Origin of the sequence: Pseudoxanthomonas sp. OG2 (assembly GCF_014192765.1) — a bacterium.
GTDB classification, from domain to species: domain Bacteria; phylum Pseudomonadota; class Gammaproteobacteria; order Xanthomonadales; family Xanthomonadaceae; genus Pseudoxanthomonas_A; species Pseudoxanthomonas_A beigongshangi.
Window position 1 is genome coordinate 1 of record NZ_JACHYM010000002.1, and the last position, 24,355, is coordinate 24,355.

A 24,355-nucleotide genomic window follows, 5' to 3' on the forward strand; every position below is an offset into this window, starting at 1 on the left:
CCCGGGCCCAGGTACGGCATCACCGCCTGCTCAATCTCCCGCGCCGCCAGCACGCTGTTGCCGCGCACCCGGTACTCCTGGATGCTCACCCGCTGCGGCGGCGCGCTCGACGACGCCGGTGCCTCTGACGCGGTGGGTACAGCGGACGGCGTCGGATCCTGCGCGACCGCGGATGTGCTGGCGGCCAGCAGGCACAGGGTCAACGGCGCCAGCCTCGGCGCCTTCTTGTCTGGGAACATCGGTCGGGTTCTCAATGCGTAAGGAAGGGCGAAAGCGAATCGGCAGCGACCTTCATCCGATGACGCCGCTGCATGGGCGGTGGCGTCATCGAGACCAGCGGCAGCGGGATTGCCGGATTGCGGAGCGTGCGGACGAATCCGGTCCCCATCGGGCGTCGTTTCATTCTCAATGCCGTCCTTGACGCGGGTTTGACGGTGCCGGGCGCTTGCGCGGTTCCACCGCGGGATCGCCCATGCTCACCTGCACCACGCTGTTGGCGTCGTAGTCCTCGCCTTCGCCACCGCGCGGCGCGGCGCCGCTGGCGTCGGCGCCGAAGCCGAGCACCTGCACGCTGATCACCGACGGACGATTCCGCGCGTTCTGCCGCTTGACCACGTCCTGCGCCGCCTGCACCGCGCTGGTGGCGGCAGAACTGGCGTTGGACAGCGCGCTGACGTTCACCGCCGCAACCACCGGGATACCCTTGGCCTCGCCCTGCACCTGGATGTTCTCGGCGTTGACCACCCGCAGCGCGGCCAGGTTGACGTTGCCGGAAACGCGGATGCCCGCCTCGCCCGCGTCGATGGTGCCCAGCGGCGCGATCAGATCCACGTCGCCGGGCGGCACTTCCGCGATCGGATTGAGCGTGGCGATGCCCGCGCCGGTGTTCGGCGTGGTGGGCGACAGCGAAACATTGCCGATGGCGTCATAGGCGCGACGCTGCGGCGTGTACACGATGGTGGTCTTGCTGCCGCGGCCGGCGTTGATGTCGCCCTCCGCCGACCACGCCAGGATGTTGCCGCCGAAGGTGGTGAAGATGCGACTCTGGCCCAGCAGGATGCTGCCCTGCGAGTACATGTTGATGTCGCCATCGCCCTGGGTCAGCACGCCGGAACCTTCCGCCGGGGTGAATCCGCCATCCACGCCGACCAGCGTGCGGCCGCCGGGCACCAGCAGGTTGATGTCGCCGCCGAAGTCGGTATGGATGCCGGCATCGAGGACCTTGTAGAACGGCACGCTGCCGGGACGGCCGCGCGCGAACCATTCGTCCTCGCGGATGTAGCTCTGGCCCGGCCGGGGGCGTGCGGAGGGCGTCTCGCCGAAGGTCTCGTAGTACAAGGCGCTGCTGAACATCGTCAGGCCACCCTCGTAACGGATGGCGTTGCCGGCACTGTCCTTCGCCGGCAGCAGCGTGGCGATCGCCTCGCGTCCGCGCAGGTAGCTGCCTTCGCGCGGGCCGCCGTCCTGGTTGTACTCGCGACCGGCCGTCTTCAGTTCGTTGTAATAGGCATTGCGCAGGAACACGCGTTGCTGCTCCGGCGGCAACGCGGCGAAGAAGGCGCGCGCGTCCATGCCGGCGGCGTCGAAGTGCAGGCCCAGGCCGTTGGCGCCGCCGAAACGCGCGGTGAGCCAGTTGACCAGGTGCAGATCGCTCTCGCGCTGGAACTCGCGCGTCAGGTTGCGGTTGCTTGCGCTCTTGCCTGCTGCCAGCGCGGTGTTGCGGACCTGATCCAGCTCGGCCTGCTTTTCGAGCATGAATGTTGTCGCGCCGGCCTCGTCTCCGGTGTAGCCGAACTCGCGCGCCAGCCACTGCGCCAGGGTCAGGCTGCCGTCGTAGATGCGCACCGCCTTGCCGGACTGATCGCCCAGCGGGCGTTCCGGATCGGCCTGGTTCGCCGGGTCCAGGTAGCGCGCCGCGAAGGCCGCCCAGTCCGCACCGTGCTCGCCTACCCCGGCCATGACGGTGATGCCGGCGCCGCTGCCCCGATCACCCGGAGTAACGTTGTAGACCGGCCCGATGCTGCGCAATTCGGCCTTGTCGGCCATGTACACGTCGCGGCCGGCGGTGAGTTCCAATTCGCCGGGGCCGGCGATGTAGAAGGAGCTGAAGCGGATGTCCCGTCCCGCCTCGACCACCGACACGTCGTCGGCGCTGGTGTGCACGATCAGATTGCCGCGCGAGGTGCCGGTGCCGACGTAATTCGGCTTGTGTGGCGCGGAAAGGTCGAGGGTCGTCGGGACACCGAACCAGCCGAGCGCGCCCGTCTCCTGCCCGTAGTTCTGGCCAAGCGTATCGAACTGGCCCAACTGGGTGCCCGCGTTGACGATGTCGCGGCCGGCGCGGACCGCGACCGCGCCACCGCCGTCGTACCAGGACGGATAGTTGCCGCGCTCCCCGGTATGCAGGCCACGATAGACGATGCCGCCAAGCTGCAGCCCCACCAGATCCCCTTCCACCGCGTAGTAACGCGCGGGCTGGCGACCCGCGTACACATGGCCCGACGCGGTGGGCGGCGTGAACGAGAACAGCGGATAGGCCTGCGAAGTACCGAGCGGCCCGTCGTGACCGAAGGCGAACAGTGCCGACGGTGCCAGCGCATCGGGACTGACGTTGTGCCAGACGCGACGCCCGTACCAGACGTTGTCATCAAAGCCGACGAAACCGGGATTGAAGGGGCTGGGCAAGCGGGTCGGATCCGCACCCGACACCGAGAAGCCATTGCCGCCCGCGTAGATGGAATCGCGCGCCAGCAATTCGAGCTGGCCGGCGCTTTCGACCACGAAACGCCCGTCCACCGGCGAAGGCGCCAGGACCACGCCGTTGGCGAGGCCGTTGATGCCATAGAACAGACTGCCGCTGGCGGCGACCGCACGCACGGTCGAGGGATAGATGAAATTGCCGTCGGTGGCCTGGAAGTCACTGAAGCTGCCGCGATCCAGTTCACCCAGGGTCGGGGTCAGGTTGCCGCCGGCGGCGAACAGGTCGACCGCGGTGGAAGGTGTCCACAGCGAGAACCAGTTCCAGCCGCCACCATCGTGCAGCGTGTCGTTGATCCGGTACGGGGATCCGCCGTGGAACTGCGGCACCCGGCCACCGTCGGCGGCGCCGGTCAGGACCAGATCGCCGCGCGTATCGATGCGCGCGGTGGCGTCGCCCAGCACCAGCAACGGACCGCCACCGGAGGTCGCCGCCGTCGCGGTGTACACGTCGTTGGCGCGCGACTCCTTGGGATCCATGCCGCCATGGCGAAGTTCGACGCCGCCGACCGCTCCGGCTTCCATGCGCAGCGCGCCGCGCAGGTTGGTGAAGCTGCCGTTGAGGTCCAGGCGGTGGACGTTGTTGGCCGGGAAGGTATTGGCTTCCGGAACCAGGTTGCCGACGGGGAAGCTGCGCTCGTACGGATCAGGGTTCAGGCCCCCGCCGATGCGGATATCCAGATCGCCACCGCCGGTCTGTACCAGTTCACCGGACGCGGTCACCCGACCGGTGCTGGCCACCGCCAGGTTCACGCCCTGGCTGCGGGCGATCACGTAGCCCTTGTCGCCGCGTCCCTGAAGCATGCCGGCGTCACCGCCGGTTTCCAGCAGCAGGTTGCCGCCTCCCAGCGTGCCGAAACCGGTGAACGCCATCATTCGTGGCATGCCTTCGAATCCGGACATGCCGTTATCCCGGTTCGACGCGATGTAGGTGCCGAAGTTGATCCACCATGCCGTGGCCACGTTGCCGCCGGCATCGCCGACGCTGCCGCTGCCCTGCCGCCACAGCCAGTTGCCGATCGATGCGCTGCCGGTGAGCGGGCCATTCCGGTAACCGAGCGCATCCGGGCGAATCACGGCCGTTGTTTTGCCGACGCTGTCGCCCATGATGTCCCCGCGTGCGCGCAGCAGCAGGTTGCCACCGGCCTCCGGGAACCACGCCTGGTACAGACTCTGGCTGCCGCCGTCGACCAGATGTTCGAACAGGTCGCCGCCACTTGGCCCCAGGATGGTCCCATCCACGACCGCGCCCCGCGGCAGGTTGAACGGCTCGCTGCCATCGGCCGCGGTGATGCGCGCCGACGGCGTGCCGGCGGTGTAGACGCCGTACAGCGACGTGGTCAGGATGTCGTCGCCGGACACCAGCTTCAGATCACCGGTGCCGGTGCGCACCACACTGGCCAGTTGCTCGCGCACCGGCAACGTGTAGTAATCCATGTCCGGCGGCGTGGCAGGCGTGACCAGCGCGGAGAGATCGCCATAACCCCAGAGGTTCAGCTCGCCCGCGTCGACACCGATGATGCCCAGCAGCTGAAGTTCCTCGACTTCCGCGGGCGTAATCACCGCGCCGGCGATGATCGGGAACGAGTAACCGAACATCGACAGCAGGTCGACGAATTCCTGGTGGGGCGCATCGCCCCAGCGATACACCGCCGGAGAACCCGTACCCGGTACCGGCAACTGCTGCATGCCCATGCCGTAATGGTTGTCGGACAGACGCAGACCGCCGGTTCGCTCACGCGCGACCGCCAGGCGGTCCGCCGCATCCGGATCGGCGCCACCCACCAGGGTGATGTCCCAGGACTGCGATCCGGCCGCGAGCATCGGCGCCAGTGCCCATTGGAGTCCCTGATGGCCATCCGCGTCCTTGTCGCGCAGGTCGACGGTTTGCACGTCACCCGGCAACTTGACTTCGGTCTCGCTGGGGATGAAAGCCCCCTTGGCCAGCGCCAGATCGGCGGCCAGTGCCACGCCGGAACCGCGCGAAGGCGCCGGCAGCGCGATACCGGCCGGCCAGATCATTTCGCCCAGTCGCGCCGCCGTCGGCAGTCGCAGGCCCGCGCCGAGGTGGGTATTGGCCGGCAACGTGACCGTGTCGGCCAGCACCGTGCCCGCCGCGTACAGCAGAGTGCCGCCGGCATCGAACACGGGGCCGCCCAGCACGGTGCCGCGCGCCAGCGTCAACGGCTGCGCCAGCGTCGCTTCCGCTGGCAGTTGGGTGCCCGCGGCCACTTCCATGCCGACGATGCGCACGTCGTAATTGAGCACTTTGCCGGAGGGGAACACAGTACCGGCCACCAGCGTGACCTTGCCGCCATGCGGCACGACCACGTCGGCGCCGTGCGGCTGCCGCCCCTTGGTCAGGATCCAGCCCTGATCGTCGAAGCCGGGGCTCAGGCGCGAGCCGTCGAAGCCGTCGCTGATGCTGCCGAACACTTCCAGATCGCCGCGCGCGCGGATCACCAGCGCGCCGGCTTCGCCGGAACCGCGCGTGGCGGTCTGCTGCGAATGCGGATTGACGCTGGCGTAGCGGTAGCCGGACAGATCCAGATCGCCATCCACGTGCAGGTTGCCATCCGGATTGATGGCCGGATCCGTGCTGCTGACGATCTGCACGCCCGGGCGCAGATGGAACTGATCGCGATAGCCACGCAGGCCGGCCAGGCGATGCTCCATCAGATCCGCGTTGCCGAGGGCGGCGGTGATGAATGCCGTGTTCTGCCCGTGCAGGCGGTCCAGATAGTCCTGGTCGATGATCTGGTAGCTGCCGCCGTCGGTGGTGGCATCCACGCCGGGCCGGGCGCTGTCGTCACTGGTGAAAGCGTTGACGGTGATGGTCTTGGCGCCTTCGATGGCGATGTCGCCGCGGGCATCGATGGCGACATCGTCGCCGCCGATGCGCGGCGCGTTGAGCGCCACCGTGCCATAGCCACGATCGGCACCTGCCACCCGCAGATCCATACGTGCGCCGCTGTCGATCCGCAACAGGCCGGCACCGGAATCCACCTCGATGACCGCGCGGTTGGGCGCCTCGATGACCTGACCGTAGCTGTCCCGGCGCAGCACGTCGGCACTGGCATCCAGCACCGCGCCGCCGGTCAGGGTGACGCCATCGCGCGCGGCCAGGCGGATGCTGCCCGCCTGTTCGCCGCTGGCATCGATGACGCCATCGACCGTGAGATGCCCTTTGTCGAGCGAGACATTGACTTCATGGGCCTTGATCTCGTTGCCCACGACCAGATCACCCTCGCCCAGCCGGAAGCTGCGCGCACCGGTGACGCCATCGGCGGTCAGCCGCGCGTTGAGCCCGCCGAAATCTGCGATGTGCAGGCCATGCACGTCGATGCGACCGGCCATGAACGGCACCTCGGTGCCACCGGCGTCGTAGTGGCCGCTGCTGGCGCCGAGGATGCGACCGGCCAGGTCCACCGTGCCGGCCTGGGCGAACGCGCCCAGCTTGCCGGCGCGATTGAAGCGCGCCGACAGATCGATCTGCGCACCCGCGGACTGGCGGACGTCACCGGTGCGGCTTTCCAGCACCACGTCGCCGCCCCAGCTGTACTTGCTGACATCGAAGAATTCGAGCTTGCGTCCGGCCAGATCAAGCCGTGCGGCATCCCCCAGCACCACGTCGTCCTGCGCGCTCAGGGTGAGCTTGCCGCTCGGCAGCCACGCCAGTCCGTCGAACAGCAGCCGGCCGCCGCGGCTGTCCAGCGCGATCTCGGCGCCGAGCGCATCGCTGGCCACTGCCGGCGCCACGCCACCAGTTCCGGTCACGCGCACATCGCCACCGGCGGTGATCCGGTTGACCGAACCCGCCGCGCCGGTCAACAGCGGCGTGCTGATGTTGAGATCACCGCCGTGATAGGTGAACGCCTTGGCGGCCGGATCCCACGCGCCCTGCGACTGGTACACCGACAGCGTCCCCTTGTGCGAGGCGGTGACCCGTTCACTCGCGTTGAGGTTCACGCCGGCGAAGCCAAGCGTCATCCGGTCGTAGCTGCGCACCGTATCCGGCTGGCTCTTGGTCGCATGGCCGAAGTCGATCACCCGCGCATCGACCGTCAGCTGCCCGCTGCCAGTGCCGGGGCCCTGCGCGACCACGTTGCCACCCGCCAGCCGCGATCCGGTCCAGACCAGGGTGTCGGTATGGATGCGCGCCACGTCGCCGGCATCGCCGTAGCCGTAGATCGCCGGTGCACCGAGGACCAGTTGCTCCAGCGCGGACTTGCCGGTGACCGGATTGAAGGTGGACAGGCTGACCGACCCGTAGAAGTTGATCGATTCGCGCACCGTCAGCGCAAGGTTCTGCAACGCGGGCGCGCCATTGCGGGTATCGCCGAGCAGCAACCGGTCCAGGACCTGCTGGTTGAGGGTCATGCCGGCGGGCAGCGCGCCGCGCGCCGCGGCGTCGGCCAGCGCGGCCTGGCTGCCCACATTGATGCCGCCCACCGCCAGCACCAGGTTGCGGGTCCCGTAGCGCACCTCGTCGCCCAGCACGAAGCGGTTGTCGGTCGCGGTGGCGATCGTGCCTTCGGAATAGAGCCGGGTTTCACCCGCGCAGCTTCCCCCCGCCGCGCACACGCCAATCTCGATCGCGCCGGCGCCGCCGCCGTCCGAATTGGGCGCGTCCGGTGCCAGCAGGTCGAGCGCACCATTGGAAACCGCCAGCACGGAGTTCTGGCCGGGGGTATACACGTAGCCCTGTTCGGCTCCCAGCGTCGAAGCTCCCTTGCCGAGCGTATTGATGCCGGCGCCCTGCTCCAGCGTGATCGCGCCGTCCACCCGGCTGCTGATCAGGAAGACGTCGGTGCCCTCCAGCACCGCGCCCTCGCGCAGCACGATGTTTGCCGTCGAGTTGCCGAAGATGCCGATCTGGTTGGCCCGCTGCTGGCTGCCGGTGTGATCCCGCTGCGTGCTGGTCAGGCGTCCGCCAATGACCAGGCGCGCGCCACCGAGGGCGTTGAGTTCGCTGGCATGGATCGAAACGCCGGTGAAGCCCTCGGTGGGCGCGGCGCCGTCGGCCAGGATTTCATAGTTCCGCGCGTACCAGAGATTGGTCAGGCTGCCGTGCCCGCCCTGCTCGGGCTTTGCCAGCACGGTGGCGTCAAAGCGCAGCGAGGGTTCGCCGCGCGAACCTTCCTCGCTTCGTTCGATCAGGCGCAGGCTGATGGCCTTGGCATCGCGCTCCAGCAGCGCACGCGGGACTCCGTCGCGCGCGGCGCTGTCGATGGCGAATTGCGCGTAGCTGGTCTCGTTGTATTGCGAATAGCTGCGCAGGGTGTCGGCCGAGGTCAGGATGACCTGGGTCGGCAGCACGTCGCGCAGGCCGGTATTGGCGGTTCCCAGCTGCGCCGCCGCGCTCCAGGAGCCGTTGCGCATCGCGGTGGTGCTGCCGAACGAGGCCGCGGAATTGGCCAAGCCGTTGATCTCGACACGGAAAGCGCCCGGCAGCAACGCATAGGTCGAAGGCAGCAGCGTGTAGGTGCCCGGCGGCAGGCCAGGCACGCCGGCACCGATGGTGATCTGGCGACCCAGCGCCGGCGCACCGGCGCCCTGCTCTCCTCCCACCGGGGCCTGTCCCGCCTGCACGCCCGGGACGATCGCATAGACCGGATTGGTCGACAGGCCCGGCAAGGTGAAACCGCTGCCATCGGCGGCCATCTGCACCAACGGATGCAGGCGCGCGTCGGTGGAGCCGCCACGGCCGGACAGGAATGCGGCACCGGCAAGTTCACCGCCACCGGACAGATCCACCGTTGCCCCGGCCTGTGCGTTCACCGCATGGCTCTGGAACTCGACCTTCGGCTCGTTGCCGAGTCCGCGGAATTCGACGTCGGTGCCTTCGTACTGATAGACCAATCCATCGACGGTGCCGCCGTAGGGCATGATCAGGCCGCGTGCGCTGACCGAGGTGACGCTGCCTGGCAACAGGTTGACCAGACCTGTCTTGCCGTTGCTGTCCGCACTGCCGAGCGTAATGCTGCCCAGCGGTGCCCGCAGCACGCCGCCCTGGTTGACGGTGGCGGCGGCGAAGCTCATGGCGCCGAACACGCTGTAAGGCATTGGCGGCAGTTCGCTGCCGACCCGGGCGATGTCGAGACGACTGTCCGGGTCGTAGTACTGCTCCAGATTGTTCCACTGGTTGACACGGCTGCGCAGGCCGACGACGACGTTGCCATTGCCGTAGATCTGGCGGGCTTCCAGCAAGGTGTCGCCGGGCGAGAACAGCTTGGCGCCGCGCAGGCGCAGGTCGCCGCGGCTGTGCAGTTGCAGCGCCTCGAACGCGTCGCGCCGGACTTCCAGCGGCGTGCCGCTGTTGTGGATGATCGCGCCATTGGCGCCCATGCCGACTTCGCCGACGATGTCGATCAGATCCGCATCCAGGCGCAGCGCGGAGCCTTCGGCGATGCCGGGCACGCCCAGGGTGCCATTGCCGGCGCTGATGTTGCGCGAACCGAACACTGGATTCGGCATCATCTCGCCATCGCCCTGGCGGCGCGTGGAGCCGGACAGTCGCAGGTACGGCGCGGCGAGGGTCACCCGGCTGTCGCGGGCGGCATCGGCACCCAGTCCGATGCCGCTGGCAGTGAGATACAGGGCTTGCCGCATGCGCAGGTCAATGTCGCCGGCGAAGCTCAGCAAGCCGTTGACGTGCAGCGCGGTGGTGTCGAATCCGCCCGCGTGGATCGCGTCCACGCCATAGCGGGCCCGGCCATAGACCAGACTCTCGTGCATCTGCCCGACTTCGGCGTCGTCGGCCAGTCCGCTGCCGCCGTAGTTCTGCTCCAGCAGCAGCTCGCGCGGCACGCGCACGGCGTCGTCGACGTCATCCCCCAGGTAATCCCAGCGCCCCACTTCGCGGTAAAGCGGGGTTTCCAGATTCAGTGCGAGAGTACCGCCGGCCGCACCGGCACCGCCCGCGGCCGCGCGCAGTTGGCCGTCGATATACAGGCCATTGCTCGCGCTCAGCGCGATCACGCCGCCATGACTGGGAATCAGTGTGCCGCCGAGGCCGGGCAGATCCAGCGTCGCCTGGGCACCGGACGCCTCCAGTCGCGCGCCGCGACGCACCACCAGGAACGCGTCCACAGCGTTGAATTCGCGCGCCTCCAGGTCATGGCGCGCGCCGATTTCGATGGTGCCGCCGTCGAGCACCTGGCCGAAGCGGCGCCCGTTCGCGTCGACGCCGGTGTAGGCGCGTCCGGACACATCCAGGACCGCGTCGTCGCCGATCCAGATCGAGCGTCCGTTCGGCTTCCCGTTCGGCCGGTTCCTGTCGAGGCCCTGCCCCCACGCGCCGGGCAGGATGGAAATGCGCCCGCCATGCGCCCGCAGTTCGCCCTCGATGGTGATCTGGTCGTTGCCGGTCAAGGTGATCGATTGCCCCGGATCCACCTCGATGCGGCTGTCCTTGCCCATCTCCAGCACGCCATTGGCGTAGATCGAACCGGCCGTGAGCGACAGGCTCGCGCCCCGGCGCAGCGTGGTCCGGCCCTGGTCGGGATCGTCGGCCTGCGTCGGCGGCAGCCATACCGACAGCGCTTCCGAGGGGTCCGCGCCGCTCGCGATCCGGCGCGCGGTGTCGCGGTCGTAGTCAAGCAGCGGCATCAGCACCGACAGTTCGGTGCCCGGCTGCACCAAAACACCGTCGCGACCATGGATCGCATAGGCACCAAAACCGGACTGGAACAGCGCCCCGTCCAATGCCAGGAAGGACTGCACTTCGACGGTCTCGGGCCAGGCGGTGCCGGGCGGAATGCGCTGGCCGCGCGGCACCACGATGTCGGTGGCGGCGATGCTGCCGCCCTGGTACGTCGCCGTATACGCGGTGATCGGCAAGCCATCCGGGAACACGTCGCGCGGCACCACGTAGCCCGCTTCCAGTTCGGTGATGGCGTGCAGCACGGTGCCGGCGGGCAGCACGGTGCCGGCGTACTGGTAGGTGCCATTGGCGAGCAGCACCGCGGTCGGCAAGCGCCACTCGGCCTGCAACGTCACCGGATTGGCTTCGCTGATCAGCGGGCGGGTGCGCACCGGCACCGGCTGGTCGCCCAGCACGCGGGTCATGACGACCGAGAAGTCCATCGGAATCGGCTGCCCGGCCGGGATCACGTAGTCGTTTGCCAGGCGCAGCGGCAGATCGCTGGTTTCACCGGCCTCCAACTGCTCGATGATCTGCGGGACGCCGTCACCGATGCTGACCAGGGTGCCATGCTCGATGTCGAGCCGACCGCCGCCCTTGACGCCATGGCCCCGTAAGCTGCCGTCGAGCGACAACACGCCGGCGCCGCCGGTCAGGCCGGCCGCCAGGCTCACGTTGCCGCCGCGACCGCCATGCAGGCGGTCGTCCGCGCCCAGGGTGGCGCCGGACGAAACGTCGATCAGGCTGTCCTTGCCCAGCACCACGTTGCCGTCGCTGCGCAACGACACGCTGCCGCCATCCACGTACGGCAGGCCGCCGATGGCGAGAGGATCGTGCTGGCGGTTGTTCCACAGGCCGCGTGCGTCCAGGGTGACTCCGTCGGCCAGGTTCGTCTGGCGCGCATAACCGGGCGGCGTGACTTCGCTGATCGCGGTTTCCTGCCAGCTGCCGCCCTCGGCGCTGATGTGGCGGACGACCATGTTGCCCAGGCGGATGCTGCCGCTGCGTGCGGTCAGGTCCGCATTGACGTCCACCTGGCTGGCGTGCAGCGCGATTTCGCCGCCGGGCGATACGGTCAGGGCTTCGTCCACGCGCACGCCACCGCGCGCATAGACCTCCAGCCCCCCCAATCCCTGACGGTTCAACCAGTCCGCGTCCAGCGCGATCCGGCCCGCCTCCGGTTCGGCGCCCGATGCCGCTTCGCCGATCGTCACCGCGCTGACCACCGCGTCGGGCGAATAGCGCAGATCGCCGGTGTCCTTGTCGTACACCGGGCGATGGCTGCCGATGATCAGGCTGGCGCCGCGTGCGGCGGCGGTCTGCGCCTGCTGGTAACCATCCAGCGTCGCATCACGCGCCCGCTGCTGGCGATCGCCCTGGAAGGTGGTGCCTTCGACGTCGCCTTCGAGTACCGCGCCCCGGGTCGCGACCACCAGCTTGCCGGCGTCGCGTCCCACCACGTAGCCGCCTTCCAGGCGCGTCCGCGGTGCGATCAGCGGGTTGTAGTAGTAGGACGTGGTCTGCGAACCCCAGCGTTCGTGCAGATCCTCGAAGCCCTTGTACAGGCCGGTGTAGAGAAGATCACCCGGCGCGTTCGACGCGTTGTAGAGCTTGCCGTCGGCGCCCTTGAGGAAGGTCTGGTTGACCCAGCCGGTCTGCACGTCCAGGGTGCCGCCGGACAGGTTGATGTGCGAACCCTGGCGGGTCACCATCTCGCCGCCGCTGAATTGCACGGTGCCACCCTGCGCCGACCATTCACCGATGCCGTGGCCGGTGACGCCCAGGTAGCCGCCGACTTCCAGCAGGCCGCCGGCGGTGTACCAGCGATCGGTTTCGTAGCCGTTGGTGCCGGCCGGCACCAGCACCAGATCGCGCCGATCCAGCCAGATGTTGCTGTTGTTGAGGCTCTTGTCGTCGCGGTTGCCGGACGCGTCGCGCTGCTCGTTGCCCTGTACGTTGATCAGGACATTGTTGGCTTCCATCGCGATGCGCACGCCGACCGCGCCGGACACGTCGATGCGCGCGCCATCGGCGACGGTCGACCGGCCCGCCGCGTCCACCAGCACCTGGCCACCGGTGGCCAGGGTCAGCGACTGGCCCTGGAAATCGACGTCGCCACCGGAACTGATCCGGATCAGCGACTGGTCGCGTCGGTGGGTGGCATTGCCGTCCGGCTTGTCGGTGTCCCGCACGAGGGTTTCGCGCTGCACGTCCAGGGCGGTGGTCGCGCTTTCGTCCAGCACCACCGCGGTGGTGCTGTCCTTGTCCAGGACGATGCGGCTGTCTGCGTCGGTGGCATCGCTGGTCAAATGGACCGTGCCGCGGGTGTGCACGGAAGTGGTCGCGATCACCGCGCCCTGCTGGCGGACTTCGTGGCCGACCAGGCTGATGTCGCCGGTGGTGGCCTGGATCAGACCGGTGTTGGTGACCATGCCGGTCGCTGGCGCACTGCCCTCGGTGCCGGTGCCGGAAGTTGCCGGCAGGCGCAGGGTCGAGACCAGATTGCCGCGCGTGGTCGAGGCCTGGTTGCCATCGGTGTCCATGCCCTTGCGGATGACGAACGCGTCGCCCGCGGCCAGCGTGGTCTGGCCGTTGGCGGTGGCGATCTGCCCATGGTTTTGCACCTGCTGGCCCACCAGCAGCACGTAGCCGCCGCCTTCGGTCACCGAAGTGGGCACATGCGTGCTGATCCGCGCACCTTGCTCCACGGTGACGGCACCGGTTGCCGCACCATGCTGGAAACTGCTGGCGGTGGAGGTCAGATCGTTGGCGAAGGTGGGAATGAAGTCCTTGCCCTGCGCCTGGCTGTACAGCCCGCTGCGGAACTGCGCATCGGTCATGCCGACCGCGGACGCGGCCAGGTTCTTGACGTTCACCTGGCTGGTGCCGTTGAACACCACGCCATTGCGGTTGATCAGGAACACCGTGCCATCGGCCTTGATCTGGCCCTGGATCTGCGACGGCCGCGCACTTGGATCGTTGATCCGGTTGAGCACCGACCACGCCGCATCCTGCTTGAAATCGACAGTGGTGTTGCGGCCGACGTTGAAGGTCTCCCAGTTGAGGATGGCCTTATCGGCGGTCTGCTCGATGGTGACGGTGGTCTTGCCGTCCGCCACCTGCTGGGTCGGATCCTTGGCGTTGTGCCAGCCGCGGGTCAGCGCGTCCTGATCAACCTTCAGCCCCCCCTCGCCCAGACCGTCGGGAACGGTGGGCGCGCGCAGGCTGGCGGCGTCGCGCGCCGCCTGCTGCAGCCGCTGCTGCATGGCGATGGCCTGCGCGGCGGTGGCCAGGTTCTCGATCGAGGTCTTGAGCTTGTCGCGCGCCTCGCGGTTCTGTTGTTCCGGCCGCGGCAGGTTGCTCGGCTGCCCGTTGGGAAGGCGCCCGGACTGGGCCGCCGACTGCTGGTTGGCCCCCTTGTTGGCGAACCAGGCCGCGCTGAACGCCTGCTGCGCACTGGCGGTTCCGATCATGCCGCCGGCGACCAGCAACGCGGTGATCGCGTGCGCCAGCGGCTTGATGCCCAAGCCATCGACCGTGGAAGGAGTGCGCGTGCGCTGCGGCTGATTCACCATTGTTTCCACCCGTGGAATGTCGTTCGCTGGATGCACTTCCCGCCTTCCCGCGTCCGTCTCCGGATCATCGCGTTGGAATGGGTTGTGCTCGTTACGATGGGTAAGACCGACGGGGCCGGTGACGACTGAACTGCTGAAACAAAAAATTCATGCACGCGAAAATGGGCGGCAACTCGCCGGATGAATTTCATGTTTCTGTCATCTACACCTGCTAATGACTGCATTGGGTAGACGCGCACGATGATCGTCCGCGAAAGATGCATGGCTTCGAATGGGCCCGTGCGGACGAGCGAATCGGCGTGCACGCGAGCGCGCCACGCCCTCGATGCAGGCGCATTCGTGGATTCGAGCGCGGAATTAGAAAGGCGCGGCATCACCGTCGCCCGGCCATGCGTTCAGCCCAACAGGGTCACGCCAGCAGGCATCTGCACCACCCGCGCGCCGTAGACGTCCTTGACCAGATCGAGGAAGGTGTCGGCCTGCCGGATCGGAATGCGCGCCTGCACGGTGCGCCGGCCCAGTTCGGCGCGGGTGATGAGGATTCGGCCCGGCCGGTAGCGGTTGATCTCGTCGACCACCCGCGCCAGCGGTTCGTTGTCGAACACTAGGAAACCATGCCGCCATGCGTCCACCCGCAACGTGTCCACCGGCGCCACCGACGCGATCCGGCGTTCCGCCAGCCGCGCCTGCCACGAGGGACCCAGCACCACTGCGCGTCCGCCCTGCTCCACCCGCGCCTGTCCGGACAGGCAGGTGATTCGACGATCCTCGGCGACACAACGCAGGTTGACGCGCGATCCCGGCGCCAGCGTGACCAGGCCATCGCCAACCCGCACGCGCAGCGGCGAGGCCGGTGATTCGGGCGTGCGGAATTGTGCTTCGCCCTGGACCAGTTCCAGCAGTTCGTTGCCGGCGCCGCCTTCGCGGCTGAGCGCGGTGCGCGCGCCCATCGCCACCTTCACTCCGGCCATGTCGATGTCACGCAATTCGCCCACGGCGGTGCGATAGTCGGCGGCGGCTTCCTCCCAGCCCGGCCACAGGCCAAGCGGCGGACGCGCGATCAACCAGCCCGCCGTGGCCGCCACCGCGCCGCCCAGGAACGCACGCCGGCCCATCCGCATCGCGCGCGGACGCCGGCCATCGCGATGCGTGCCGGCAGGCGGCAATGCCGCGACGCCCGCGCTGTTCGCTTCGACTGCCGCGGGCACCGTCATGGCGGTGGTGGCCGCCAATGCCGCGGCCGGCGCCAGCGCGTTCCATAGCCGGCGCGCCTCGGTGAACGCACGCACGTGCGCCGGCTCGGCCTTGCACCATTGGCGGAACGCATCGGCGTCGGCGGCCGTGGCCTGGCCGGACTGGAGGCGCAGCAGCCACGCCTGCGCCTGTTCGCGCAGTTCGCATTCCCGGGAAGCGGATTCGACCGGTTTCATATTCATCACGACTGTTTTCCCGCGCCGGGACCGAACCGCTGCACGACCCGGCGGTCCAGCCGGTCCGCGCAGTGCTGCAACGCCTTCTTCAGATCCTTGCCGACCATGCGCAGGGAAATGCCGTGGCGGGCGGCGATGGCGTCGAGCGGTTCCTGTTCCACCCGCGCTGCCAGCAGGATCGCCCGCTGGCGGCGCGGCAACTCCTGCAAGGCTTCCGCCAGCGCGGCGATATCGGCCTGGCCCAGCGCGACGATCGCCGGATCCTGCTCGTCGATCACTTCGTCCATCAAGGCGTCGATTTCCAACCCGGTCAGGATCCGCGACTGCGCCACGCGCTGATCGGCGGCGGCGTTGATCGCCATCCGGAACAGGTAGGCCATGGGATTGCGTTCCGGCTGCGCGGCCTCGCGCATCCGTTCCACCCGCAGCCAGGTTTCCTGCAGGGCATCCAGCGCCAGATCGTCCGAACCCAGCCGCCGACGCAACCGCCGACGGAATTCCTCGTAGTGATCCAGCAACAGTACCCGCAGACCGGCACTCATCGTTCCCGCCCCCGGCATGGCGGCGTGGACTGGCCGGTTTCCGGCAACAGGGTCAGGGTGATCGGTTGCGGCAGATCCGGCGGCAGGCCGATCAACGTAAGATCCGCCAGGCGTGCCAGGATCGCGGCGTCGCGAAGGACATCGCCACTGGATTCGCTGATTTCCGCTTGCCGGATGCGGCCGCTCGCATCGAGCCGGAACCGGATCGCGGCGCGATAGCCGCCGGGCCGGGTCGATTCGTCGCCGCACAGCGCGTCTTCCAGCGAGCGCTGGAGAATGCGCGCGCCACGGCGGCGCGCGGCGGCGTCCTGGTTGTCGGTGGCCGCCGGCGCGATGGTTTCCGGCGCGGGCTCGTCCATCGCGGCGTCGGCACCCGACATCACCAGGGTAAACGCATCGTCGCCGACGAAGCGCGGGGTCAATCCGGTTCCCACCAGCATCCTCCGCAGGGCCTCGTCATCGCGATAGCGGCCAATCACTTCTGCCGAATGCAGATTGGCCAGCAGTCGCGCATCGACCAGCACCGCCAGCCCGGTGATCCGTCCGTAGGCCTGCAAGGCGCGATCCAGCGGCTGCGCCGACACATTGAAGTCATGCGATGCGTCCGGTCCCCTCGCCGCCGCGCCGAACGATGCCAGCGCGGCGGCCAGCAGCATGGCAAGCATCGGCATTCGCCGCGCGGTCGGCGCGCGCACGCAGGCGGCGAAGGGTTCAGCGGTCGTTCCGCAAGTAGCTGTCATCAAACTGCAGGCAGAACGCGCCAGTATCGAAACGCCGAGCACGGCACACTATTCCGCCTTCGTTGCAGTCCGGTGACACGCCATGAATCCGCTCCGGCCCCGTCTTTCCCCGCATCGCCTGTTGCCATTCGCGGCGGCGCTGCTCGTTTCCTCCGCGCTGGCCGCCGAACCGCAGGCGACGCAGATACCCGCCACGCCACCGGCGACCGACTCCGCATCGACACCGGCGCCCGCCAAATCCGCCAAGCCCGCCGACACCCGCTGCGTCGACGTGGAAGTGAATGGCGAGCGCGTGCCCGACTACGCGTGCCTGGGACAACTGATGACCTCGCCCACGCCGCCCGCCTCCCCCGATGCGAACCTCACCGGTTCCGAGCGCATCGTGCGCCAGCCGCCCACCAAGCTAGGCCTGGCCAATCGCGCCGCCACCCAGCAGCGGATGGGCAACACTTTCGGCACGTCGACCCAGCCGCAGCGACCACCGCCGCCGTCGCCCAAGCCGGTGATTCCCGGACGCTGAGCGATTGCGCCAGGCAAGCGACGCGACGGATGCCTCAGAGTGAGGTGCCGCTGGTGCCCGCGTGGGCACCCGGCCCCGCCGGCTCCATCGGTTCCGCCGATTCGCGCAGCGACAGGCCCAGTACCAACGGCTGGCGCATGTCGGCGGGCGGTTGCGCCAGCGGCGGCTGCAACAACGATTCGAGCGCGGCGTCCGCTTCCGCGTCGCCCAGCGAGGTGAACTCGCTGCGGATGATTCGGCCATTGGCCGCGATCCACAGCTTCACCACCACCGGATCCTGCCGCTGCGGCAGGCTGGCGGAACGTTCCATCCAGTCGTGCAATTGATTGGCGGGAACGCTGTCCTCGCCCAGCCTACGTTGCAGTTCGGTGCCGGCTTGCTGCGCATACGCCAGCCAGTGCTGGGGAACCGGATCCTGTGCGGCGGCCCCGACCGTGGCGCCAAGCGTGGTCCAGGCTATGGCCGCACCCAGCAGGCGCCGCAGCCAGCCGCCCGTTCCGTTTCGCGTCGTGTCGGCACCCGCCTGCGGTTGCGGCGTCGGCCGGTCTTTCCTTTCGTCTTGCAGGCCGTTCATCGGCGGATTCCCGTTCCAAACCCAATGACTCTGCCTGCCTTGCATGACAGGGAGATGGCGGCCAGGAATCGACGCGGTGGCCTGCCTTTGCCGCACTTCGCGTAACAGTCCTAGTGTGCCGGCCCTTCCCGGCTGGTCGAGGCGATTCCGATGAGGAAGCCACGCAACCGTCGCAAGCGGAAGGCCCGGGCGTGTTGATCGACTATCGCCACGCCGCGACGCCCGACGACTTCGATGCTCACCTGTGCATCGTGGGCGCCGGACCCGCCGGCATCGCCATCGCGCGCCACTACCTCGACACGGCGGTCCGTGTCTGCCTGCTGGTGGGCGGCGGCATGGCCGGCGATGCCGAGACCCAGGACCTCTACGCGGGCGATTCGATCGGCAATCCGCAACTGGATCCCGCCGCCAGCCGCCTGCGCGCATTCGGTGGCAGTACCAATGCCTGGGGCGGCGGTTGCATCCCGTTGAGCCGGATGGATCTCGCCGCGCGTGATTGGGTGCCGCACAGCGGCTGGCCGATCTCCTATGCCGAACTGGAACCCCATTACGCCCGCGCGCGCGATCTGCTCGCCATCGACGGGCACGACTTCGAGGCGGGCGGTTTCCTGAGCGCACCGGCGCGGCGCCCGCCAAGTTTCAAGGGCGATCGCCTGGTCAACCGCAATTTCGTGCTCAGTCCGGTATTTTTCGGGCAAGCCTATCGCGCCGAACTGGAGCGCGCGCCCAACATCCAGGTGGTACTGCACGCCAACGTGCTGGAACTGCTGTCCGATGCGGGTGGCGAGCACGTGCATGCCGCCCGCATCGGCTCACTGCAAGGCAAGCGCGGCCAGGTGCGCGCGCATCGCTACGTGTTGGCCTGCGGCGGCATCGAGAACGCGCGCCTGCTGCTGTTGTCGAACTCGTCCGTGCCGCACGGGTTGGGCAACGAACAGGACCTGGTCGGACGCTACTTCATGGATCACCCACGTGGCCGGCTGGGCACGCTGCATGCGCGCGCGGTCACCCCGCTTACCCGTCCCTACGATCGTTCCGGGGGCAAGGGTCCCACGCCGGTATTCCCCGAACTGTGCCTGTCCGAGGACGCGATGCGTGCCCATCGCATGCTCAGCGGACGCGTGCGGCCGGTGGCGGTGGAAGGCCAGGTGCCGCGCGGCATCCACGCGGCGCGGCGATTGCGTTCGGCGCTGCGCAAACCACGTCCCGACGAGGGAGGTTCGCTGGAAGGCCAGATGTCGCAGGCGCTGCGCTTCGGCAGCGGCAACGAGGCACCGCCGCCTCCTCAGGAGAACCTCGCCCGCCTCGCCCTGCAACTGGCGCCAGGCATGGGCGATCTGGCGCGCGGCATGTTCAACCGGCTGACCGATCGCCCGATCGTTCCGCCCGACCATGTCGATGTCGTCGGCTATTTCGAACAGGCGCCCAATCCCGACAGCCGGGTGCGCCTGGGCGACGATCTGGACCCGCTCGGTCAACGCCGCGTGCGCGTGGACTGGCGGCTGACGCCGCTCGACTGGCACACCTACCGGACCGCCACGCACCTGTTCGGCGAGGAACTGGCGCGGGCCTGTGGCGGACGTTTCCAGGCCGACGCCTGGCTGCACGACGAACGCGCGCCGCAGTTGCAGGGCACCGCCCACCACATGGGCACCACCCGCATGGCCGATGACCCCGCCGATGGCGTGGTCGATCGGAACCTGCGCGTGCATGGCGTGGACAATCTGCACGTCGCCGGCAGTTCGGTGTTTCCGACCGGTGGCTGGGCCTTTCCCACCTTCACCCTGGTCGCGCTCAGCATGCGCCTGGCCGAACACCTGCGCGACTGCCTGTTCCTGCTGTAGCCGTCCGACCCGTACTCAGAAGGTAATCGGCACGCGCGCGGTGAAGCTCACATCCGGCGTGTCCCGGGTCAGTCCGGCGCCCAGCGCGACATTGAGCGAAACCCTGTCGCTGAAGCGATAGGTGCCGCCGAGCAGCAACGTGGCCAGGGTCACCCGCACCGCGCCGGCCACGTCGCGGCCGTTCTGCTGGGTCTTGCCGACCACGTTCATGTCGTAACCGATACTGATGGCGGCTTTCTCGTTGAGCGCCAGGCCCATGCCCAGGTTGAAACCGATGATGTCGCCGGCTTCGATGTCGCCCAGCGGCTCGCGCTGTCCGTCGACGAGCAGGCGCGAGACATTGCGCCGCTTGAAATTGTGCAGGTAGCTCAAGCTGCCGAAGAACACCACCGGGTCCGAGGGATACAGCCAGGTCACGCCCGGCTGCAGCGCTTCGAAACCGCTGCCGGTGGGAAGCTCCAGCGGCAGGCCGGTGCCGGTGGTGTTGCCCACGCAACGGGTCACGCAATCGGTGACCACGTCGAACAGGTCCTTGCCGGTGCGACTTTTGTAGCGCAGCCAGCCGATGTAGAACGCCTTGTCCGGGCCACCGCGGTTGATCTGGTAGCGCGCGGTCAGTTCGGCATCGCCGATGCCATTGCCGCTGGCGTTGAACACGCGGTCCTGCGCCGATCCGGTGAAGATTTCGCGACTGACGGTGTCGCCGTCGAGGTAGACATACGGCAGCTTGGCTTCCAGCTCGAAGCGCCGGTTGAGGCCGTAGCGTCCGGTCAGGGTCGCCACCGCGGTGGTGGTCTTGACCTGGCGCACGTCGATCAGCCCGATCAGGATCGCGGGAATCACGGTGTAACCGACCAGTGCGACGCGATCGTTCGCCGAATAGCCGTACTGCAGGGAGGGTTCCAGCACGAACTTTCCGGGCGGCGTCAGCACGCCGGGCTGGTCGAAGATCTGCGCCACCTCCGGCGGACGCGAATCGGATTCGGGGGCCTGCCCCACCGGCTGCGGGGCGGGCCGCGCGGCCGGGGTGGCCTGCGCCGGCGCGCTCTGCGCGGCGAGCACCGGTGCCTGTCCGAGCACCGGCATCACCGCCGGCGCGGGGGCGCCGCGCGCACGCGCGTTCGCCAGGACTTCCTCGTTGAGCGCCGACTGCAATTGAGCCAGCGCCTGCTGCTGTTGCTCAAGCGCCCGCCGGGTCTGCTCCAGCTGGCGCGTCTGTTCGTTGATCTGGCGTTGCAGGCCATCCAGCCGCTCCTCGCCATCGCCGGGTGGTTGCGCGCCCGTGACGGGGGCCTCCTGCGCCCAGGCCGTACCGCCCGTCAACGCGAGGACCAGGGCAAGAACCAGCGGCTTGCGGCGAGCATTCGACGTCCGTTTCATCGGGTGTCTCCTTGGCGATGGTGGTTTCAGCGCGTACCGGCCGTGCCGTTGAGGGCGTCCTGCAGTGCTCCCCCGGCGTTGATGCCCTGGAAGGCACCCAGCACCGGGCTGTCGATCTCCAGGCGGGTGATGGTGGTGATGCGCTGGTCATCCAGGGTGTTCTGGATCACCACGCCGCCGGGCAGGCGCATCGGCTCGAAACGGTTGCCGTCGCCGCGCTGGATCACGATGCCCTGGCTGAACTCGCCCAACGCGCGCGCCTCCTCCGCACTCAGCCGCGACAGATCGGCCACCCGCACCGCGGTGCTGGCCGCCAGTTCACCGTTGACGTACACCACCCGCTCGATACCGAACGACAGGGTCGCGCCGGACGGCAACTGGAAGCCGCCGCGCATGCCGTCCAGCCGCGCCGGATCGATCGGTGTCCACTCGGCGCCCAAGCCATTCCCGTCATCGCCGCGCGCGCCCAGCGGCGCGGCCGCCGCGGGCAGCAGCACGGCCAGCGCGAGCAGGCTCGAAAACAATGCTCTGTCCATGTCAGATGTCTCCCGGACCGCGTCGTGGCACCGCGATGCCGCGCAGGCCATCGCGCTGGATACCGATATCCAGCGGGGCCGGCGGGGCTGTGCGCCAGTCGCGTTCCTGGTTGAAGCGCGCCTGCGCGCGCCGGTTGTGGATGACGAACAGCACGCGGTTGTCCCACAGCGCCTCGAACCGCGACTTGGGCATCGCCCGCGTGCCGCGTGCCGGATCACCCAGCAGCACGCGTCCGTTCTTCAATCCCTTGACCACCACGAAATGGCGATAGCCGCGATCGTTCAACAGCACGATCGCCGGCACGCCTTCCTCCTGCAGTTTCTCCAGCGGCAGTTCGAAACCGTCCGCCTCGAATCCCTGCGACTGCAGATAGCGGCGCATGTCCAGCAGCGAGAAACCCTCCTTGCGGATGCGCGCCTGGTCGCCGTAGGTGTACATGCGCACGAACACGTCCTGTTCGCTGACCGCATGGCCATACTGGAACGTCAGCAGGGTCGCGGTCGCCGCCGAACCGCAACTGAAATCGAACTGCTGGGGGATGGTGGTGCGGAAGCGGGCTTCCTTCAGGCTGGTCACCCGCACCTGGTACGCACCACCTGGCGCGCGCACGTCCATGTCCGCCGCGGCCGCCGGCGCGCCGCCACAAGCCAATGCGGCGATGGCCAGCGCCACGGCGGCGCGGGCGGCGTTCACCGCGCGGGATCCGCGAAATTCACTGTCACCACCATCGCGTTCTGGATGAGCACGTTGGTGCCGGTGTTCTGGATGACCGTGTTGATGCCGTTGGCATTGTCGAAGGCGCCCTGGGTGATGGTGTTTCCACCGCTGTCGATGTGATGCGCGGTGTTGCCGTCGACGGTGCCGTCGACATCGATGACGACCACACTGCCGTGGTCATCCTCGCCACCGCGCATGCCGGCCAGTCGCGCCACGTCCACCGGTGCGCCGATGTCACTGACCGGACGCGGTTTCACCACCAGCCAGCTCGCCGGCGGGTCGATGGCCGAGACCGGAATTTCCGGCATCGCCGGGGCGGTTCCGGTTGCAGGGGCGACGGGTTCATCCGCCGCGGCCCTGCCGCTTCCTCCGGCGAAAAGCGCGAACAACACGAACAGCAAGGCGGGTGCGGCGCGCTGGCGCCGCACGAAGCGATATCGGGTCTGCATGGTCATGCTCCCTTGCCATGCGTTCCATCCAGGCACGCCCTTGCCACGCGCCCCCTGTCGATCCCGCCGCGGGGGCGGCGGGATCGTCCTGCGCATGGCACGCGGAGCCGCCGAAGCGGCCCCGGCGCGCCCGGGGAGCGCTTACGGACCTACGGTCAGGTTGGCCTGCACGGTGATGCCCTGCTGGATCAGCGACGCGACGCCGCTGTTCTGCGCAGCCACCATCACACCGGCGGCCGATTGGCCGACGCTGCTCATGGTGTTGGACATGTTGAAGGTGCCCGCGTCGTTGGCGACGGAGCCACCCATGCCGCCGGCACCGCCGGTCGCACCGTTGCCGACGCCGCCGTTGCCGACACCGCCGTTGCCATCGCCGCCCGTGCCGCCTTCGGCACCGACCGCGCCCATCGCGCCGTCGCCGGCGGTGGCGTCGCCATTGCTGGCCGTGGACGAAGCGCTGCCATTGGTGGCGTCGCCGTTGGTGGCCGAGCCGCCCGCACCGCCGTCACCCGCGGTCGCGGTCAGGCTGCCGCCCGCGCCACCGGTCGCGGTGCCGTCGCCGCCGGTACCGGTGGCCGAACCACCCGTACCCGCGCCCGCCGTCGCGCTGCTGGATCCACCCGTCGCGGTCGCACCACCGGAGGTGCCGTCGCCGCCGGTCGCCGTGCTGGTGCCACCCGTGGCCGCACCCGCGCCGCGCTCGCGCACGCGTCCGGCATTGGAGCTGGCATCGCCACCCGCCGCGCCATCGGCCGCGAGCGTGTCGCCGCTGCCGCTGGCGGCATCGCCGCCCCAGCCGCCGCTGGCGCCACCGCCCCAGCCACCGGCCGCACCGGCGTCGCCGCCACGGCCGCCGCGGTTGTGATCGGCGCGTCCGCCGTTGCCGCCATTGCCGGCCACCGCGTCACCGACCGACGCGCCGCCGTTGCTGACATCGCCGGCGCTGGCGCTGCCGTTGATGGCATCGCCACCGCTGCCGCCGCTGCCGCCGGCACCGCCGTTGCCGCCGCGTCCGCCGTTGCCTTCACCGCCATAACCGTCACCACCGTAACCAGCGCCACCGCGTCCGCCACTTCCACCGTTGGCATCGCCCCAGTTCTTGGCGACGTTGCCGATGTCATGCACGGTCACCCCGCTGACGGAGCCGATGAGCTTGGTTTCGGCCACCGCCTTGCTGTGGTTGAACGCGTTGGAGAAAGTGGCGGTCGCCGTCCCGCCATTGTTGGCGGCGGCCGTGCCGTAGCCATCGGCATACGCCACGCCGTCGTTGTTGCGATTGTCGCCGTCGTGGGTGCTGCTGTCGGTGGCGTCGAAGTCCACCGCGACGAGCGTATCGGCCCCAGGTCCGTTTTCCGTGTTGGTTGCCTGTGCGAAAGCCTGTCCCGTGAGACCAAGTCCGAGTAACACTGCAGATGCAATGAGAGTCTTACGCGTGCACATGATTTATCTCCTGAGTCGTTCTGGCGCCCAGGGGAGGCGCTAAAAAACGACGTTGGTCACGCTCACACAGGAAACGTTAGTCAGCCGGGGGGTGTTTGTTAGGGTTTCGTTAACCGTCATGCCGCTCGTCTGCCGCCGAATACGCCCCCTGACGCGCCGACAATCGGTTGCCGGATCAAGCCGATAGGCGCCGTTCTTGCGTATC

13 protein-coding genes and 1 pseudogene are annotated in these 24,355 nt (G+C 68.7%); 3 read left to right on the forward strand and 11 right to left on the reverse strand.

Annotation, left to right across the window (positions count from 1 at the left end):
• From FHW78_RS13130 to FHW78_RS13150, 5 genes and pseudogenes are all read right to left on the reverse strand, one after another.
• Positions 1-239 (reverse strand): annotated as a pseudogene (locus tag FHW78_RS13130) (hypothetical protein); the annotation flags it as partial.
• 166 nt (positions 240-405) lie between these two features.
• Positions 406-13,974: a filamentous haemagglutinin family protein gene (locus FHW78_RS13135; RefSeq protein WP_183641446.1), complete on the reverse strand. Its 13,569-nt coding sequence runs from the start codon at positions 13,972-13,974 to the stop codon at positions 406-408.
• A gap of 398 nt (positions 13,975-14,372) precedes the next feature.
• Complete coding sequence (locus FHW78_RS13140) at positions 14,373-15,413, reverse strand: DUF4880 domain-containing protein (protein ID WP_183641449.1); 1,041 nt, start codon at positions 15,411-15,413, stop codon at positions 14,373-14,375.
• Complete coding sequence (locus FHW78_RS13145; RefSeq protein WP_183641452.1) at positions 15,413-15,949, reverse strand: RNA polymerase sigma factor; 537 nt, start codon at positions 15,947-15,949, stop codon at positions 15,413-15,415. The genes FHW78_RS13140 and FHW78_RS13145 overlap by 1 nt, the downstream gene beginning before the upstream one ends.
• Positions 15,946-16,614, reverse strand: a complete 669-nt coding sequence (locus tag FHW78_RS13150) for a secretin and TonB N terminus short domain protein (RefSeq protein WP_183641455.1) — start codon at positions 16,612-16,614, stop codon at positions 15,946-15,948. Before FHW78_RS13150 ends, FHW78_RS13145 begins: the two co-directional genes overlap by 4 nt.
• Here FHW78_RS13150 and FHW78_RS13155 point away from each other — a divergent pair.
• Both FHW78_RS13155 and FHW78_RS13160 read left to right on the forward strand, forming a co-directional pair.
• Positions 16,604-16,765 (forward strand): hypothetical protein, encoded by a 162-nt coding sequence (locus FHW78_RS13155; RefSeq protein WP_183641458.1) that lies wholly within the window; start codon positions 16,604-16,606, stop codon positions 16,763-16,765. The genes FHW78_RS13150 and FHW78_RS13155 overlap by 11 nt on opposite strands.
• Before the next feature lie 6 nt (positions 16,766-16,771).
• Positions 16,772-17,209, forward strand: a complete 438-nt coding sequence (locus tag FHW78_RS13160) for a hypothetical protein (RefSeq protein WP_183641460.1) — start codon at positions 16,772-16,774, stop codon at positions 17,207-17,209.
• A 34-nt stretch (positions 17,210-17,243) separates the two neighbouring features.
• Here FHW78_RS13160 and FHW78_RS13165 read toward each other — a convergent pair whose 3' ends face one another.
• Positions 17,244-17,783 carry a hypothetical protein gene (locus tag FHW78_RS13165; RefSeq protein WP_183641463.1) on the reverse strand — a complete coding sequence of 180 codons (540 nt, stop codon included), beginning with the start codon at positions 17,781-17,783 and terminating at the stop codon, positions 17,244-17,246.
• A 191-nt stretch (positions 17,784-17,974) separates the two neighbouring features.
• Here FHW78_RS13165 and FHW78_RS13170 point away from each other — a divergent pair, with 191 nt between their 5' ends.
• Positions 17,975-19,627, forward strand: a complete 1,653-nt coding sequence (locus FHW78_RS13170; protein WP_318289023.1) for a GMC family oxidoreductase — start codon at positions 17,975-17,977, stop codon at positions 19,625-19,627.
• Between the two features lie 15 nt (positions 19,628-19,642).
• Here FHW78_RS13170 and FHW78_RS13175 read toward each other — a convergent pair whose 3' ends face one another.
• The 5 genes from FHW78_RS13175 to FHW78_RS13195 form a co-directional block, all read right to left on the reverse strand.
• Complete coding sequence (locus FHW78_RS13175) at positions 19,643-21,007, reverse strand: acetate kinase (protein WP_183641466.1); 1,365 nt, start codon at positions 21,005-21,007, stop codon at positions 19,643-19,645.
• Positions 21,008-21,033: 26 nt separating this feature from the next.
• Positions 21,034-21,543, reverse strand: a complete 510-nt coding sequence (locus FHW78_RS13180) for a hypothetical protein (RefSeq protein ID WP_183641469.1) — start codon at positions 21,541-21,543, stop codon at positions 21,034-21,036.
• Between the two features lies 1 nt (position 21,544).
• Positions 21,545-22,237, reverse strand: a complete 693-nt coding sequence (locus tag FHW78_RS13185; RefSeq protein ID WP_328805227.1) for a C39 family peptidase — start codon at positions 22,235-22,237, stop codon at positions 21,545-21,547.
• Positions 22,234-22,716, reverse strand: coding sequence for a hypothetical protein (locus FHW78_RS19990; protein WP_225562229.1), 483 nt, complete (start codon positions 22,714-22,716; stop codon positions 22,234-22,236). Before FHW78_RS19990 ends, FHW78_RS13185 begins: the two co-directional genes overlap by 4 nt.
• Before the next feature lie 135 nt (positions 22,717-22,851).
• The gene (locus FHW78_RS13195) at positions 22,852-24,030 is read right to left on the reverse strand and encodes a hypothetical protein (RefSeq protein WP_218533993.1); all 1,179 of its coding nucleotides are present in this window, start codon (positions 24,028-24,030) and stop codon (positions 22,852-22,854) included.
• Between the last annotated feature and the right edge of the window lie 325 nt (positions 24,031-24,355).

Bases quoted from the DNA above. Each gene is read 5' to 3' on its own strand.
- FHW78_RS13180 (WP_183641469.1), bottom strand. From the start codon at position 21,543: ATGGACAGAGCATTGTTTTCGAGCCTGCTCGCGCTGGCCGTGCTGCTG.
- FHW78_RS13160 (WP_183641460.1), top strand. From the start codon at position 16,772: ATGAATCCGCTCCGGCCCCGTCTTTCCCCGCATCGCCTGTTGCCATTC.
- FHW78_RS13155 (WP_183641458.1), top strand. From the start codon at position 16,604: ATGGCAAGCATCGGCATTCGCCGCGCGGTCGGCGCGCGCACGCAGGCG.
- FHW78_RS13140 (WP_183641449.1), bottom strand. From the start codon at position 15,413: ATGAATATGAAACCGGTCGAATCCGCTTCCCGGGAATGCGAACTGCGC.
- FHW78_RS13175 (WP_183641466.1), bottom strand. From the start codon at position 21,007: ATGAAACGGACGTCGAATGCTCGCCGCAAGCCGCTGGTTCTTGCCCTG.
- FHW78_RS13150 (WP_183641455.1), bottom strand. From the start codon at position 16,614: ATGCTTGCCATGCTGCTGGCCGCCGCGCTGGCATCGTTCGGCGCGGCG.
- FHW78_RS13145 (WP_183641452.1), bottom strand. From the start codon at position 15,949: ATGAGTGCCGGTCTGCGGGTACTGTTGCTGGATCACTACGAGGAATTC.
- FHW78_RS13165 (WP_183641463.1), bottom strand. From the start codon at position 17,783: ATGAACGGCCTGCAAGACGAAAGGAAAGACCGGCCGACGCCGCAACCG.
- FHW78_RS19990 (WP_225562229.1), bottom strand. From the start codon at position 22,716: ATGACCATGCAGACCCGATATCGCTTCGTGCGGCGCCAGCGCGCCGCA.